The sequence below is a fragment of the Bradyrhizobium guangdongense genome (genome assembly GCF_006483445.1).
In the GTDB taxonomy this organism is placed as follows: domain Bacteria; phylum Pseudomonadota; class Alphaproteobacteria; order Rhizobiales; family Xanthobacteraceae; genus Bradyrhizobium; species Bradyrhizobium guangdongense_A.
This window is the reverse complement of the sequence record NZ_PPPT01000003.1, coordinates 31,619-47,290: the sequence shown is the minus strand read 5'-3', so window position 1 is coordinate 47,290 and position 15,672 is coordinate 31,619. Positions and strand designations below refer to the sequence as shown.

At 65.0% G+C, this 15,672-nt stretch carries 12 protein-coding genes; 8 read left to right on the top strand and 4 right to left on the bottom strand.

Annotation, left to right across the window (positions count from 1 at the left end):
• The 6 genes from C2U70_RS00445 to C2U70_RS00420 all read left to right on the top strand — a co-directional run.
• On the top strand, window positions 1–389 hold a 389-nt coding region (locus tag C2U70_RS00445), incomplete at its 5' end, for a LysR substrate-binding domain-containing protein (RefSeq protein ID WP_140975890.1).
• A gap of 108 nt (window positions 390–497) precedes the next feature.
• Entirely contained in the window at window positions 498–1,856 is a 1,359-nt protein-coding gene (locus tag C2U70_RS00440) for an extracellular solute-binding protein (RefSeq protein ID WP_140975889.1), read from the top strand.
• 8 nt (window positions 1,857–1,864) lie between these two features.
• Window positions 1,865–2,836, top strand: coding sequence for a carbohydrate ABC transporter permease (locus tag C2U70_RS00435; protein ID WP_186293975.1), 972 nt, complete (start codon window positions 1,865–1,867; stop codon window positions 2,834–2,836).
• On the top strand, window positions 2,833–3,669 hold the full coding sequence (locus C2U70_RS00430) for a carbohydrate ABC transporter permease (RefSeq protein ID WP_140975887.1): 837 nt from the start codon (window positions 2,833–2,835) through the stop codon (window positions 3,667–3,669). The genes C2U70_RS00435 and C2U70_RS00430 overlap by 4 nt, the downstream gene beginning before the upstream one ends.
• 33 nt (window positions 3,670–3,702) lie before the next feature.
• Window positions 3,703–5,235 (top strand): sulfatase-like hydrolase/transferase, encoded by a 1,533-nt coding sequence (locus C2U70_RS00425; RefSeq protein WP_140975886.1) that lies wholly within the window; start codon window positions 3,703–3,705, stop codon window positions 5,233–5,235.
• Complete coding sequence (locus C2U70_RS00420; RefSeq protein WP_140975885.1) at window positions 5,232–6,173, top strand: DUF4432 family protein; 942 nt, start codon at window positions 5,232–5,234, stop codon at window positions 6,171–6,173. Before C2U70_RS00425 ends, C2U70_RS00420 begins: the two co-directional genes overlap by 4 nt.
• Before the next feature lie 49 nt (window positions 6,174–6,222).
• Here the strand turns inward: C2U70_RS00420 and C2U70_RS00415 are convergent, their stop codons facing one another.
• The gene (locus C2U70_RS00415; RefSeq protein ID WP_186293974.1) at window positions 6,223–6,831 is read right to left on the bottom strand and encodes a DUF2147 domain-containing protein; all 609 of its coding nucleotides are present in this window, start codon (window positions 6,829–6,831) and stop codon (window positions 6,223–6,225) included.
• A 97-nt stretch (window positions 6,832–6,928) separates the two neighbouring features.
• Window positions 6,929–7,957 carry an NAD(P)/FAD-dependent oxidoreductase gene (locus C2U70_RS00410; RefSeq protein ID WP_140975883.1) on the bottom strand — a complete coding sequence of 343 codons (1,029 nt, stop codon included), beginning with the start codon at window positions 7,955–7,957 and terminating at the stop codon, window positions 6,929–6,931.
• Between the two features lie 182 nt (window positions 7,958–8,139).
• Here C2U70_RS00410 and C2U70_RS00405 point away from each other — a divergent pair, with 182 nt between their 5' ends.
• Window positions 8,140–8,607 carry an acyl-CoA thioesterase gene (locus tag C2U70_RS00405; RefSeq protein WP_140975882.1) on the top strand — a complete coding sequence of 156 codons (468 nt, stop codon included), beginning with the start codon at window positions 8,140–8,142 and terminating at the stop codon, window positions 8,605–8,607.
• A gap of 10 nt (window positions 8,608–8,617) precedes the next feature.
• Here C2U70_RS00405 and C2U70_RS00400 read toward each other — a convergent pair whose 3' ends face one another.
• Both C2U70_RS00400 and C2U70_RS00395 read right to left on the bottom strand, forming a co-directional pair.
• The gene (locus tag C2U70_RS00400) at window positions 8,618–8,938 is read right to left on the bottom strand and encodes a 2Fe-2S iron-sulfur cluster-binding protein (protein ID WP_140975881.1); all 321 of its coding nucleotides are present in this window, start codon (window positions 8,936–8,938) and stop codon (window positions 8,618–8,620) included.
• A 161-nt stretch (window positions 8,939–9,099) separates the two neighbouring features.
• Window positions 9,100–9,477, bottom strand: coding sequence for an Hpt domain-containing protein (locus tag C2U70_RS00395; protein ID WP_140975893.1), 378 nt, complete (start codon window positions 9,475–9,477; stop codon window positions 9,100–9,102).
• A gap of 399 nt (window positions 9,478–9,876) precedes the next feature.
• On the opposite strand from C2U70_RS00395, the gene C2U70_RS00390 reads away from it, so the two are divergent.
• Complete coding sequence (locus C2U70_RS00390) at window positions 9,877–15,549, top strand: negative regulator of septation ring formation (protein WP_140975880.1); 5,673 nt, start codon at window positions 9,877–9,879, stop codon at window positions 15,547–15,549.
• Window positions 15,550–15,672: the final 123 nt, after the last annotated feature.

Genomic DNA, 15,672 nt, shown 5'->3' with positions numbered 1-15,672 from the left:
CCCGCCAGCGGCGGGTCAATATGCGTGATCTCCTGCAGTTTCCCTGGATCAAGCCGCCTCATTCGACGCGGGCGCACCGCAGGCTCGACTCGCTCTTTGTCTCGAACGACCTGCCGCCGCCGAAAAGCGTGCTCGAGAGCGGATCGGTCGCGCTCCAGTTCAACGTTCTCAGACAATCGGACGCCCTGGCCACGACGGTTTCAAAGACGCTCGAGACGCCCGAAGGCGACGGCCTCGTCATGCTGAACGTTCCGGAACTCGCGCTGTCGCGCGATGCCGGCGTCATCACCCGCAAGGGCAGCTGGGTTTCGCCCGCCGCGGCCGAGATCATTGGCGGGCTCAAGATCATCTGCGCCGAGGAGGCCCCGGGTCGCAGGAGAAAGGCATAGCTTTTAGCTATACCTTTGGCATCTGAATCTCTTTGTAAGAATACCAGAATCCTGTTTTGCTCCTGATGCCAAAGAGCCGAAAGCGGCCGAAGCGGGCGGGAGGATGATATGCCGGGACGAAACGGGAGGCGCGGTCTGACGCGCCGTCAGGTCGTTGGTGCAGGTGGCGCGGCAGCGCTCGGGCTGGTCACGCCCTGGCGTTATGCGGTGGCCGCGAAGGTCGCGCCGATGACCATCGTGATCAACCAATCGCCCTGGTTCGACAGCTTCCGCAAGACGGTCGAGCTCTACGAGAAGGAAACCGGCAACCAGGTCGAGCTCGACGTCAATCCGTTCGCGGGGTCGCTGGAGAAGCAGCGCAACTCCGTGCGCGCCGCGAAGGGGCAGTACGATCTCCTGATCATGAACGGCGGTTGGGTCGCCGAAATGTATTTTGGCGGCTTCGTCGAGCCGATCGCGGAGATCGATCCGGCCTTCAAGCTCGATCCCGACGTCTACACGCTCGACAACACCGTCTATTTCGATGCAGCAAAGAAGGCGATGTCGGCGGGCGGCAAGCTGATGTCGGTTCCGATCTCTCCGCTCATTCCCCTGCTCTATTATCGCGGCGATCTCTACAAGGAGGCCGGGCTGAAGGCGCCCGAGACCTTTGCCGAACTCGAGGCGAACGCGAAGAAACTGCACAAGCCGCCCGGCCGCTACGGCATCGTCCAGCGCGGCGCGCGCGGACCCGCATCCGTCAGCTACGACTTCTACCCTTACCTCTACGGCTTCGGCGGTGGGATCTTCAAGAACCAGTCGGCAGGCGACTATACGGTTACGCTCAACAACGAGGCTGGCCGCACTGCGCTCGACTACTACCTGCGGATCGCCAAGGAGGCCGGCCATCCGCAGACCGCTTCCCTCGACCAGGCCGAGGTCATCCAGAACATGCTGACCGGCAAGGCCGCCCATATCATGGTCGTGATATCGGCGTGGTCGCAGGTCGATGATCCCGACAAATCAGCAGTGATTGACAAGGTGGAGTTTGCGGTCCCGCCCCATGCGCAGGGCTTCTCCACCGCTCCCGGTCTTGGCCACTGGCTCGGTGGCATTGCGCGCAACGTGCCCGATGATCGCAAGCGGAGCGCGCTCGAATTCCTGCGCTGGTTCCAGACCAAGGAGGCACAACTCGCCTACGCCAAGAACGGCGGCATTCCGGTCAGCGCGGCGAGCTATCGCGACCCGATCGCGCAGGAGCGCAGATTCCGCTGGATGAAGCCGCTCGGCGATGCCTTGCCGCACGCAGTCAACATCTACCAATTCCCGGAGGCAAGCGAGGTGATCTCGATCCTCGAGCTCGGCCTCAACCAGGCTGTCGCCGGCAGCACCACTTCGGTGCAGGCCCTCAACGGCATGGCCGAGCAGATCTTTGGCGTGATGTCGAAGCGCAACTACAACACCGGCAAACTGCCCGCATTGCCTTGAGGCCGATGATGAAGCCGATCGCGAGCGCTGCCGCTCACGTCGCCGCGGTGGAGGCAGAGCCCTCCGCGACCGTGAGCCAGCCGACCGCAGCCGATTTCGCGCGCGGCCTCGACGAGCGGCTGTGGCGCTGGCTGACGCTGTCTCCCGCCCTGCTCCTGCTGCTCGCGCTCAGCGTGCTGCCGCTGCTCAATCTGTTCGCGACGAGCTTTTTCACCGTGAGCTGGAGCGGCGGGCATTCGAGTTTCACGGCCGCAGGCCTGAACAACTATCGCGAACTCGCCGGCGACACGTTGTTCCGCGCCGGCATCCTCAACACCGTTCTGTTTGCACTGTTTGCCGTCGGCGGCCAAATGCTGTGCGGCTTCGTGCTCGCTTTGCTCTGCACCGGTGTCGCGCGCGGCCGCCTGCTCTATCGCACCATCTTCATCCTGCCGATCCTGGTGCCCGGTATCGTCGTCGGCGCGATCTGGAAGCTATTGCTCAATTACGACTTCGGGCTGGTCAATCAGGCCACCGCCCTGATCGGTTTCGATGCCGTCAACTGGCTCGGCTCGGCCAACACGGCACTCGCCTCGGTGATCTTCGTCGACATCTGGCACTGGACACCGTTCTGCTTCCTGCTGTTCCTCGCCGGCCTGCAATCGCTGCCGCAGGACGTCTATGAAGCCGCCAAGATCGACGGCGCCAGCGGCTGGCAGGAACTCGCCTATGTCACACTGCCGATGATGTTGCCGACCATCATGGTCACCTTCGCCTTCCGCTTGGTGCTCGCCTTCAAGGTCTTTGACGAAGTCTACCTGCTCACCGGAGGCGGCCCGGGGACGGCGACCCAGGTCATGAGCTTTACGCTCTATCAGCGCTTCTTCCGTGAGGACCAGACTGGGTACGGTTCGGCGATGTCGGTCGCGATCATCTTCATGACCTGCCTCCTGCTATCGGCGGCATTCGCGGCGCGCGGACGGATGGGAGCGGCGCGATGAACGGTCCGACAGCGTCGAGAACGCGGCTTCTGGCCACGCATATCCTGCTGATCGCGGCGGCCCTGCTTGTCCTCGTCCCCGTCGTGTGGGTGGTGGCTGCGGGATTCCGTACCCAGATCTCGCTGCTCTCGGGCGCCTTCTGGTTCACACCGGTCCTGAAGAATTTTAACGAAGTACTGTTCTCCAAGACCTCGGACTTCCTCGTCAACTACCGCAATTCTCTGATCGTTGGCTTGCTCAGCACCTTGATCTGTCTCGTCGCCGCTACGCTCGCGGCGTGGTCGCTCAACCGGATGTCATGGCCGCGCTGGTTTGTGCACATCTTCCTGGGTTGGGCGCTGGTGTTTCACATGTTCCCGCCGCTGGCGCTGGCAAGCGCCTGGTTCACCATCATGCGCACCGTCGGCCTCGACAACACGTTGACCGCCGTCGTGCTCGCGCACACCGTGCTCAATCTGCCGATGGCGCTGTGGTTGATGGGCGTCTTCGTCCGCGACGTCCCGATCGAGCTGGAGGAAGCGGCGCGGCTGGACGGCGCCACGACTCCGGTTTTGTTGTGGCGCATTGTCTTGCCGATCATCGCGCCCGGGCTCGCCGCGACCGCGATCCTGACCTTCGTGTTCAGTTGGAACGATTTTGGCGTCGCGCTGACGCTGACCATGAAGCAGACGGCGACCGTGCCGGTCGCGATCGCAAAATTCGCCCAGGATTATGAAATTCTCTACACGCAGATGGCGGCTGCCGCCGCGCTCTCTATCCTGCCGGCGCTCGTGCTGCTCATCATCGGCCAGCGCTACATCGTGGCGGGGCTGACGCAAGGCGCCGTGAAATAAGCCGCGCAGAAAGCGGCCAACGAAGGAAATGCCATGAAGACGGTCTTCGTTCTGTTCGATTCCCTCAACCGCCATCTGCTCGGCGCTTACGGCGGCAGCCGGATTCCGACACCGAATTTCGATCGCCTTGCCGCGAAGACCCTGACCTTCGACCGTCACTATGTCGGCAGCCTGCCCTGCATGCCGGCGCGGCGCGACCTGCTGACCGGCCGCCTCAGCTTCCTGCATCGGAGTTGGGGCCCACTCGAACCCTTCGACAATGCCATGCCGGAACTTCTGCATCACGCCGGCATCTACAGCCACCTCATCACCGATCATTTTCACTATTGGGAGGACGGCGGCGCGACCTATCACAATCGCTACGACAGTTATGAATTCGTGCGCGGCCAGGAGGGCGATCCCTGGAAGGCCATGGTGCAGCCGCACTGGGAGCGGCTGCGCGAGATGTATCATGCCCGCCAGTTCGCTACGGACCGACGCAAGTATCACTCGCAAAACATCATCAACCGAGAGTTCATCAAGGAGGAAAAGGACTTCCCGTCCGTACAGTGCTTTGCGCATGCCTTTGATTTCCTCGACCGCAACCGCGACGCCGACAACTGGCTGCTCCAGCTCGAGACGTTTGATCCGCACGAGCCCTTCCACGCGCCGGCGCGCTTCAAGGCGCCGTTCGACAGCGGCTGGAACGGGCCGATCCGCGACTGGCCACGCTATGGCCGCGTCGACGAATTGCCGGCCGAGTGCGAGGAACTGCGCGCGAACTACTATGCGGTGGTGTCGATGTGCGATTTCCTGCTCGGGCAGTTGCTCGACGATTTCGACCGGCACGACATGTGGAAGGATACGGCTCTCGTCGTCACGACGGATCACGGCTTCCTGCTCGGCGAGCACGATTTCTGGGCCAAGAACCGCATGAACCTGTACGAGGAGATCGTGCACATTCCGCTGTTCGTGCACGATCCGAGGCGTCCACAACCGGGCGGCCGCAGCGCGGTCCTTACCCAGTCGATCGACCTCGCGCCGACATTCCTCGACCTCTTCGGCGTCGCGCCCCCGCGCGAGATGGAGGGACACTCCATCCTGAAGGCCGCGCGCGCAGCCAAACCGCTACGCGACGCGGCGTTGTTTGGATATTTCGGCGGCGCCGTGAACATCACGGACGGCCACTACACCTATCATCGCTTTCCCGCCGACCTGAAGTCGCAGGAGATCTATCAATACACGGTGATGCCGACCCATATTCGGTCGCCCTTCCTCCCCGAGGAGCTCGCCGGCGCCTCGCTCTCGGATGGCTTCCCCTTCACCAAGGGCGCAAAAGTGCTGAAGGTGCCCGTCATCGAGCGATCGCCGATGTATCTCAATTACGGCCCCGGCGCGTTGCTCGAGAACGACACGCGCCTCTACGACCTCGCGCGCGATCCGGGTCAACAGCAGCCGGTGAGCGACCCCGTGCAGGAGGCGCGCCTCACAGCGTTGATGGCCCGCCTGATGGCTGCCAATGAAGCGCCGCCCGAGGCGTTCCAGCGGCTCGATCTACCCGCAACCAGAGTCGGGATGTCGTCGTGACTGAGGAGTTGCGGGCCAAGGTCGGCGACCTCAGGCAGTTCGCCAGCGTTCGTCGCATCATCCTTGACGATGGCGTCGAGCGCGGGGTGCTGTCGCTCGCATTCTCCAATGGCGGCGGCCTCGATTTCTGGGCGCTCGCCGACCGGTCGCTCGACATCGGACCGCTCTGGTGGAAGGGCACGCCCGTCGCCTGGCAGAGCATGGCCGGATTTCGCAGTCCGCATCTCCACCATCCCGAGGAGGACGATGGGCGCGGCTATAGCCGAACCAATTCCGGCTTCCTCGTCACCTGCGGGCTCGATCACTTCCGTCAGCCCGTTCCGGGGCACCCGATGCACGGGCGGCTTCCGTTCACGCCAGCGCGCGTCACGGCCCATGGCGAGGACTGGACGCGTGGAGAGCCCGTGCTGTTCTGCGAGGGCGAAGTGATGCAGTTCCGCTTCGGTGGCGAGGCGCTGCGGCTGCGGCGCCGGATCGAGGTTCCGATCGGCGGCAATACCTTGCGGATACGCGACGTGGTCACGAACCTCGCCAACGATGAGGTACCGCAGGCAAGCCTCTACCATATCAATTTCGGCTATCCGGCTCTCGCGCCGGGATCATCGGTGATGCTGGGCGCTCAAAAGCTCGTCGAGGTGGCGGTGCTGCCCGACCCGACATCAATCTCGGAATCGATCAGCTATCCTGCCGGCACCGGCGGTGAGCCCGCGATCTGCAAGCTCACCACGCCGATGGACGACGGAACGACGCTCGAGATTGCCGTCAGCTTCGACACCGGCACGCTTCCTCACCTTCAGCTCTGGCACGATCTGCGCCCGCATGCCTGCGTGCTCGCGATCGAGCCGTGCACCAGCGCCAAGGTGAATGGAGTCGAGAGACCGTTGGCCCCGGGCCAAAGCCGCAACTACGCGATCGACATCAGATTCGATCGCAGATAGGCGCAACACCTGCTTGAAAGATGTGCGCGGCTCGACACCGCGCGTTCTGTCACTGCTTCGGCGTCGGCGCCATCGCCGGGCCCTTCTTCGGCGCGGCCGGCGGCTTCACTGCGGCGGCCTGCGCGGGCAGATATTTCGCGACGATGGCGGGATCGACCTGCGCGATGTTGGTGTCAGGCAGCCGGTTCCAGGTCTCGTCCTTGCCGAGCAGGGAGATGCCGAGATAGCCGCGCAAGGTCAGCGTCTGGCCGTCCGGGCTGACCTTCATGTTGGCCTTCCAGATCTGGCCGTCGCGCGGGTTGAGCACGTTGCCGCCTTCGTACTTCAAGCCTTCACGCTTCATGTCGCGGACGAAGGAGATTCCGAGCACCGGCGCGTTCTTGCGATCGTCGGTGCACTTGGTGCAGGCCTCGTTGGGGTCGTCGCCCGGCCGCGGAAAGGTCTTTGCGATCACACCTTCGAACACGCCGCCGCGGTCGATGAAGAGGAACCAGCCGACCGGCCTGCCGTCCTCGACCTTCTGCCAGAGTCCCGCGGCCGTCGGCTGCTGTTGAGCGGCCATCTGCTGTTGGGCGGCCGCACCCTGGAGCATCGCGAGCGACAGCGCCGCGAATGTTACGACGGAGAGCAGTCGGAAGCTGGAAAAGATATTCCGCATTATGATCACCTTGCTAACCCACGACTGGAATGGCCGCAGACTAAGGCTATTTCGCGAAGGGTTCCAGCGCCACAAACAGGGGGTATGCGGCCCTCTGTCAGTTGACTCCGAGCTTCTTTTGCAGGCTCGACGACGAGGTCGTGTACTGGAACACAAGCCGCTTGTCCGGATAGACGTAGCGGTGTGCTTTTTGCGACATCAGCGCGCCCTCGTGGAAGCCGCACAGGATCAGTTTGATCTTGCCGGGATAGGTGTTGATGTCGCCGATCGCAAAGATGCCAGGCACGTTGGTCTCGAATGCGCTGGTCTCGACCGGAATGAGATTGTTCTCCAGCGCGATGCCCCAGTTCGCGACGGGGCCGAGCTTCATGGTCAGGCCGAAGAACGGCAGCATCGCGTCGCACGCAATCTCGGAGATGCTGTTGTCATTGCCCTTGACCGTCGCGCCCGAGAGCTGGCCGCTCGCACCTGCTAGCGCGGTGACCTGCCCGAGCCGCAGATCCATCTTGCCGTCGGCGACCAGCGCCCGCATCTGCTCGACGCTGTGGGGCGCGGCGCGAAAATCGTCGCGACGATGCAACAGCGTGATGCGCTTGGCGACCGGATGCAGGTTGAGCGTCCAGTCGAGCGCGGAATCGCCGCCGCCGACGATCAGCACGTTCTTGTCGCGGAATGTTTCCATTTTCCGCACGGCGTAATGCACCGAGGTGCCCTCATAGGCCTCGATGCCCGGCACCGGCGGACGCTTGGGCTGGAACGAGCCGCCACCGGCCGCGATCACCACCACCTTGCACTCGAACACCTTGCCGGCATCGGTGGTGCAGCGAAACAGGGGATCGCCGATCTTCTCCACCGTCTCGATCATCTCGCCGAGATGGAAGGTCGGGTGGAACGGCTTGATCTGCTCCATCAGCGCCTCGGTGAGGCCCTGGCCCGAGACCTGCGGAATGCCGGGAATGTCGTAGATCGGCTTTTCCGGATAGAGCTCGGCGCACTGGCCGCCGACCTTGTCGAGGATGTCGACGAAATGCGCCTTCATGTCGAGAAGGCCGAGCTCGAAGGCGGCGAACAGTCCGCAGGGGCCGGCGCCAATAATCAACACATCGGTTTTGATCGCGTCGCTCATGTCGTCTCTTTATCGCTCTTTATCGGTTTGACGGCGCCCGGCGGGCAGAGAAGGCCCCATCTGTCTAGCCAACGGGAACGGATCAGGGAAGGCAGAAAAGCGGTGGCCGCCTTCCCCGCCGCCCACTTGTCGGACCGGACTAACTGGGCTGTAACGGGTCGAGCAATGAGGGAGATCAATCGGTGAATGCACCAAGCCGTCCGGACACCACGCCGCGCCTGGAGGATTTTCCGTACCGGCTGAGCGACAATGTCCGCTTCGGCGATCTCGATCCCAATCAGCACGTCAACAACGCGATCTACGCCACCTATTTCGAGACCGGCCGCGTCACGCTGATGAAGAGTCCGGAATATGGACTGACGCCGCCGGGGCTGGCGTGGATCATGGTGCGGCTCGACATCCATTTTCGCGCCGAGCTGCATTGGCCGGGAAAGATCGAGCTCGGCCTCGGCGTCGTGAAGTTGGGGCGGACCTCGGTCACCTTCGAGCAGGTGGTGTTTTCCGAAGGCAAATGCGTCGCGTCGGCGATATCGGTCGGTGTGATGATCGACGAGGCGACGCGGCTGCCGACGCCGCTCACGGCTGAGGTCGTGGAGAAACTGAAACCCTGGCACAAGCGCGGCATCGAAGTCGCGCCGCCGAGGGACTGAGCTGCGAAACTTAAGCCTGACGTTCCGGCGTCGACACCACGAGCCCGTCGAGCTCGTCGGACACCTTGATCTGGCAGGACAGGCGCGAGCTCGGGCGCACGTCGAAGCCGAAATCGAGCATGTCTTCTTCCATCGGCGTCGGGCTGCCGACCTTCTCGCGCCAGGCTTCGTCGACATAGACGTGGCAGGTCGCGCAAGCGCAGGCGCCGCCGCATTCAGCCTCGATCCCGGGAATGGCGTTGCGAATAGCGGCTTCCATCACGGTCGCGCCGTTCTCGACTTCTACCGTGCGGGTTTCGCCCTTGTGGTCGACAAAGTGGATTTTGGCCATGTGTGCTCGTGCTGCCGGAAGCTGAGGAATGAAGGAGGGTCCGGCTGTCCTATAACGGGTCGCTCGGCGCGGCGCCATAGCGTTTTCACGCGAAATGGACGCCGGTTCACGCCAAGAAAACCCGTCAAAACAAACGGGTAGGCCGGAATCGGTCGCGGGCCTCAGGTCCGGCGCAGAATCGTCTCGATCGCGCTCTGCGCCTCGGCCACCGCCTCCTTCAGCTCCGCGAAGGCGCGGGACGGATGATCGCCGGTCCGGAGCGAACATTCGAGCTGGGCAGCGGCATCGGCCACCGCAAAGGCGCCGATCCCGCGGGCCGAGCCCTTCAGCTTGTGGGCGAGCGCGGACGCATCCCCCGGTAGCGCCGACATCGCCGCGATCAGCCGGGTCGACTGCTCGGCGAACATGGCGAGCACCTCGTGTTCCAATTCGGCATCGCCGAGCGTCATGCGCGCGAGATGGTCGAGATCGAGGGGATGGTCGAGCGGAGCGAGCGGCGGCGACGGCATCCAGTCCATCCGTTGCAGTTCAGGCATCATCACGCGGGCCCCCCGGCATCGCATCTCGTACCGCCCGGTCCGGCGGAGAGCTTTGGGTCACCCAACCATGGAAATGGTTAATGGAACGTTAGGCCTGTTTTGCCCAATTCCGCCCGCATATTGACGAAAAGTTGCCGCAATCTGGCGAGTCCGGTGGAGAATTTCATTTGATGCTAAGGCGTTACGACGCACTCCTGTTAACGATGATTAAGATTGTCTTAATCGCAGGCATTTCATTCGCGTCGCTTCGCCAATAGGATGTTTGCGGAAATTGGCGGACAAGCCGTCCGGGTGGGGGCGGCTCGCAGATCCGCTCAAGCGGCATGCACCGGTCTGTGGGCTTGCGACGGGGCAAGGCTCGCGGGGGACGTGTATTAGTAACGAGGGCTCAGACTGAACATGGCGAACACTCCCAAAAAGGTCAAAGATCCCACGGAAGTTGCGCTTTCTGCGATCCAGGAAGCCCTGAACATCAGCGATACCGCCGCGGATACCAGCCGCGCGGCCTCGCGTAACGAGGCTTCGGTGGCGCCGCCCGCCCCGCCGGTATTCGATGAACCGACCTTCGAGACGCGCCCTGCCGCGAACGAACGTCCGGTGTTCGAGCCGATCGAGGAGCCGCGCACGTCGCGCCGCGCCGCCAATGACGACCGCGAGACCATCGGCCAGATCCTGCAGGCGCTGCAGAAGGGCCGCCCTGCCCGCAGCGTCTATACGTTCGCAACCGTGTTCGCCGGCATTTGGCTTGCGGCCTGCGCCGCGCTGACCGTCGGCTTCCTGCCCTCGATCCAGTCGGCGATGGGCCAGAGCGGCGGCGTGCTGGTGCTCGCCGGCCTCGTCGCATTGTTCTTCGCGCCCGTGATGCTGTTCTACTTCCTGGCAAGCCTGGTCTGGCGCGGCCAGGAAATGCGCATGATCGCGCAGGCGATGTCGCAGGTTGCGATCCGCTTCTCCGAGCCGGAAGGCTCGGCCGCCGATTCCATGGTCACCGTCGGCCAGGCGATCCGCCGCGAGGTCGCGGCGATGGGCGACGGCATCGAGCGCGCGATCGCGCGCGCCGGCGAGCTCGAAACCCTGGTCGCCAACGAGGTCGCAGCCCTCGAGCGCGCCTATAGCGACAATGAAGTGCGCATCCGCGCACTCCTTCAGGACATCGCGCATCAGCGCGACAATCTGGTCGGCCAGGCCGAGCAGGTCCGCAGCGCCATCTCCGGCGTGCAGATCGATCTCCGTCACGACATCGCGCTGATCTCCGACGCCATCGCCTCGCGCGTCGACGAGGTCGCAAAATCCATCACCGGCGCGCTGGAAGAGCGTGGCGCCCACATCACCGGCGCACTTAGCAATGCCGGCGACAACATGATCCTCGCGCTCGGCGAGCGCGGCGGCGACCTGCTCGACCGCCTCGAGGAAGCCAGCGCCGAGACCACGCGCGCCGTGCTCGACGCCAGCGAGCGGCTGACCACCAGCCTCAACTTCAAGACCGGCCACGTCCACGACGAGTTCGTCGACCTCGCCGACCGCGTCCACGAGATGCTGAACGAGCGCATCGACCGCATCACCGGCGAGTTCGAGCAGCGCTCGTCCGCGATCGTCGACGGCATCTCCGAGCGCACCGAGCAGGTCCACGACAGCCTGAAGAATTCGTCGGACTCGCTGCTGCTCGAGCTCGAGCTGCGCTCCAACGACCTCTCCAGCAAGATCGACGACGCCGGCAACCGCCTGGCGAACCACATCATGACGAGCGGCGACAAGGCGAGCGAAGCGCTCGACGCTACCGTCAACACCCTGGTCGCCAAGGTCGTGAGCCAGACCGAGACCGCGCACGACTCGCTGTCGCTGCAGATGAGCGCGTTCGACGAGCTGGTGAAGAACCAGGGCTCCGAGCTCGTGGAGAAGTTCGCCCGCGACTCCGGCACCCTCGGCGCGCTGATCACCCGCCACATCTCCGAGTTCGACCGCACCGTGAAGACCTTCGGCGGCGAGATCGTCGATCGCATGGGCCAGCGCACCCAGGACATCGCCGAGACGCTGAAGACCTATGTCGACACCTTCGACACCCGCATCACCTCGAACGGCGGCCAGATCACGGCCTCGCTCGACCAGCGCCTGGTGCAGTTCGAGACCACGCTCGGCGAGCGCGTCACCAATCTCGACTCCTCGCTCGACACCAAGATCGCGACGCTCGACTCCGCGGTCGAAGGCCGCATCAAGACCTTCGACGAACAGTTCGGCGGCCGCGTCGCCGCGCTCGAGCAGTCGTTCGACACCCGCGCCAAGTCGGTGACGGAGACCATCGACGGCCGCCTCAACACGCTGGCGACCTCGCTCACCGACGGTGCGTCGCAGGCGATCCAGTCGATCGACTCCCGCCTCACCCACCTCACGACGACGTTGACCGGCGGCGCGGCGCAGGCGATCCACTCGATCGACACCCGCCTCACCCAGCTCTCGACCACGCTCAACGACGGCGCCACCCAGGCGTTGCAGTCGATCGACTCGCGTCTCGGCCTTCTGACCACGACGCTGACCGACGGCACCGCGCAGGCGATCGAGGCTGTCGACCGCCGCATCACCAGCGTCACCGAGACGATCGACACCCGCAGCACGCATCTGGCCGACACGGTCACGGCGCGCTTCCAGGACATCCACCAGGCCATCGAGACCAAGGTCGGCTCGGTTGCCAGCGACATCGACGTGCGCGTCGCCCAGTTCGAGGACCTGCTCGGCTCGCGTGTCGAGGCGGTTGCCGGCCGCATCGAGAGCAGCGGCCGCCAGGCCAGCGACGATTTGATGTCGCGCGCCGAGATCATCTCCACGACGATCCGCTCGCATGTCGAGGATGCCGAGCGTTCGCTCACCAACCTCGTCGTCAACACCAGCGAGACCATCCAGACCGGTGCGCGCACCGCGCAGCAGTCGCTGATGACGGTCTCCTCCGACGTCAATGCGCAGCTCAAGATGACCTCCGCGGAAGTCGAGCGCGCGCTGACCGCGGTCGGTACGGGCGCCGCGAACTCGATCCTGACCAGCGCCCGCGAGGCGCAGTCGACCCTGGTCTCCGCCTCCGGCGAGACCTCCAACCAGATCAAGGCGCTGTCGGCCGACGTCGAACGCACGCTGTCGGCGGCAGGCTCGGCGACCGCGGCCTCGATCCTGGCCGGCGCCCGCGAGGTGCAGACCACGCTGGTCACCGCCTCTTCGGATGCGGCCAACCACGTCAAGGCGCTCACCTCCGATGTGCAGCGCTCGCTCTCGATGGCGGGCACCACGACCGCCGAGGCGATCACCACCGGCGCCCGCGACGCCCAGACCGCGCTGATTGCGGCCTCGACCGAAAGCGCCAACCAGATCAAGGCGCTGTCGGCCGACATGCAGCGTTCGCTGTCGATGGCCGGCACGGCAACCGCCGAGTCGATCACCGCCGGCGCCCGCGAGGCGCAGAACACTCTCGTCAATGCGTCGACCGAAGCGGCAACGCAGGTGAAGTCGCTCGCCGTCGAGGTGCAGCGTTCGCTCTCGACCGCCGGCACCGCCACCGCCGAGACCATCACCGCCGGCGCCCGCGAGGCACACAACACCCTCGCCACCGCGTCCAGCGATGCGGCCGCGCAGGTCAAGTCGCTCACAGCCGAGGTACAACGCACGCTGTCGCAGGCTGGCCTCACGACCGCCGAGACCATCACCACCAGCGCGCGCGATGCGCAGAGCACCCTGCTCGCCGTCTCGGCCGACTCGACCACCCAGGTCAAGTCGCTGGCGGCGGAGATGCAGCGTGCCCTGTCGTCGGCCAGCGGCGCGACGATCGAGAGCATCACTGCAGGCGTCCGCGACGCCCACGGTTCGCTGATCACCGCGTCGTCGGAAGCCGTCAACCACGTCAAGTCGCTCGCGTCAGATATCGAGCGTACCCTGACGGCGGTCGGCGCCGATACCGCATCTGCGATCCTCAACAGCGCGCGCGAGGCCCAGACCTCGCTGACCTCGACCTCCGCCGACACCGCAAGCCAGATCCGCGCGATCTCGGCCGACATCGAGCGCGCGCTCGGCTCCGCGACGACGAACGCGACCAACGACATCCAGACCAGCGCGCTCAATGCGCAGAACGCGCTGATCAACGCCTCGAACGAGGCGAGCTCGCGGGTCAAATCGAGCTCGGCGGACGTCGAACGCTCGGTGCTCGCAGCAAGCGGCAGCTTCGGCACCGCCATGACGGCGAAGACCGACGAGATCGTCACCTACGTCCAGCAGCAGACCGACCGTCTGTCGAACATGATCGACGCCAAGCGCGGCGCGCTCGTCGACTCCATCGGTTCGAAGACCAGCCAGCTCACGATCGACATCGATCGCGTCACCTCCGACGCGCTCAAGGCGATCGAGACGCGCGGCCAGGCGTTCGCACAGTCGATGATGGGCAACGGCAACGACGTCGCCCGCACCATCAATTCGGCGAGTGAGATGGCGACCGGCGCCGTCAACAAGTCGCTCAAGGACCTCGAGCAGGCCTCGCGCGCGGCAATCGACCAGTCGCGCCAGGTCTCGATCGCGGCCGTCACCGAGATGCAGGAGACCAGCAAGATCCTGCGCACCGACACGGTCGCCCTGTTCGAGCGTCTGCGCGAAGGCAACATCCTCCTCCAGGAGGTGCTGACCGGCGCGCACGACAACCTCAACTCGCTCGAGCGTGCGCTCGTCACCCGCGTCGCCGACTTCGTCTCGGCCATGAACGACGTCACCTCGCGCAACGGCGCCGCGACGCAGACGCTGGAAGACCAGCTCAACGTCTTCAACGCCAAGACCACCCGCGCGCTGGAGGATCTCGGCCAGCTCTCGACCCAGTTCGACGCGCACGGCAAGGCGCTCGTCGACGCAGCCCAGGTCGTGGAGCAGAGCAACAAGAACACCACCGCCTCGCTCGCCGAGCGCAAGCAGGCGCTGGAATCGCTCGTCACCACGATCGACCTGCGCACCGCCGATCTCGACCAGCGTCTGTCGCGCTTCACCGGACTGCTCGATGAATCGCTGGCAGCCGCCGAGGAGCGTGCCCGCGACATCGCGCGCGTGGTCGCCGAGACCGCCGGCGCGGGATCTGCCGCCATCACCCGCCAGTTCGAGGCGGTGCGTGCGGCCTCGGAAGAGGAGCACCGGCAGACCCTTGACGCCATGCACGACATCTACCGCCAGACCACCGACGAGGCGGATGCGATGTTCAAGCAGTCGACCGAGAAGTTCGCCAACCTCGTCTCCAGCATGAAGCAGATGGCCTTCGAGATGCACAACGAGCTCGAAGCCACCCGCAACGAGCTGCGCCGCGGCGTGCTCGAGATGCCGCAGGAGGCCGCCGAAAGCACTGCGCAGATGCGCAAGGTGATCGTCGACCAGATCGAGGCCCTCGCCGAGCTCAACCGCATCGTGGCCCAGCACGGCCGTGGCCTCGACGTCACGACCACGGGCCGCGCCTCGGTCGCCCGCCAGGAAGAGCCGATGCTGGCGACCGCCGGCGGCCGTACCGAGACGCGCATGCGCGACACCGGCAGCGCCTCGACCCTGCCGCCGCCGGACCTCGGCATGCCCGCCTCGCGCCGGACGGAAGCCCCGCCGGTTGCGCCCGCGGGCAACGACCAGGGCCGTGACGGCTGGCTGTCGGACCTCCTGAGCCGCACCGACGCAGGCCAGACCCCGCCGACCGCACCGCGCGGCCGCGCACCGCAACCGCAGGCCCCGCAGACCGGTGGCAATCCGCTGGAGTCGCTGTCGCTCGACATCGGCCGGCTGATGGACCGCAACCTCGCCGCCGAGATGTGGGATCGCTATCAGCGCGGCGAGAACAAGGCCTTCACCAAGCGCCTCTACACGCCCGCCGGCCAGAAGGCCTTTGACGAGGTCGCCCGCAAGTATCGCGCCGACCGCAACTTCAAGCAGACCGTCGACCGCTACGTCGCGGAGTTCGAACGCCTGCTCGACGAAGTCGCCCGCGACGGCCGTGGCCCGCAGGAGCTGCGCAGCCACCTCACCTCGGAGACGGGGCTGGTGTACACCCTGCTCGCTCACAGCGCGGGTCGCCTGGGGTAAACGGCGGACAGCAACACCAAATACGGAACGGAGGCCTCGCGGCCTCCGTTTTCGTTTATGCCTCCGGTCATAACGCACTCCTCTTGCACCCGCGTCATTTCTGGATATATTACAGGATATATC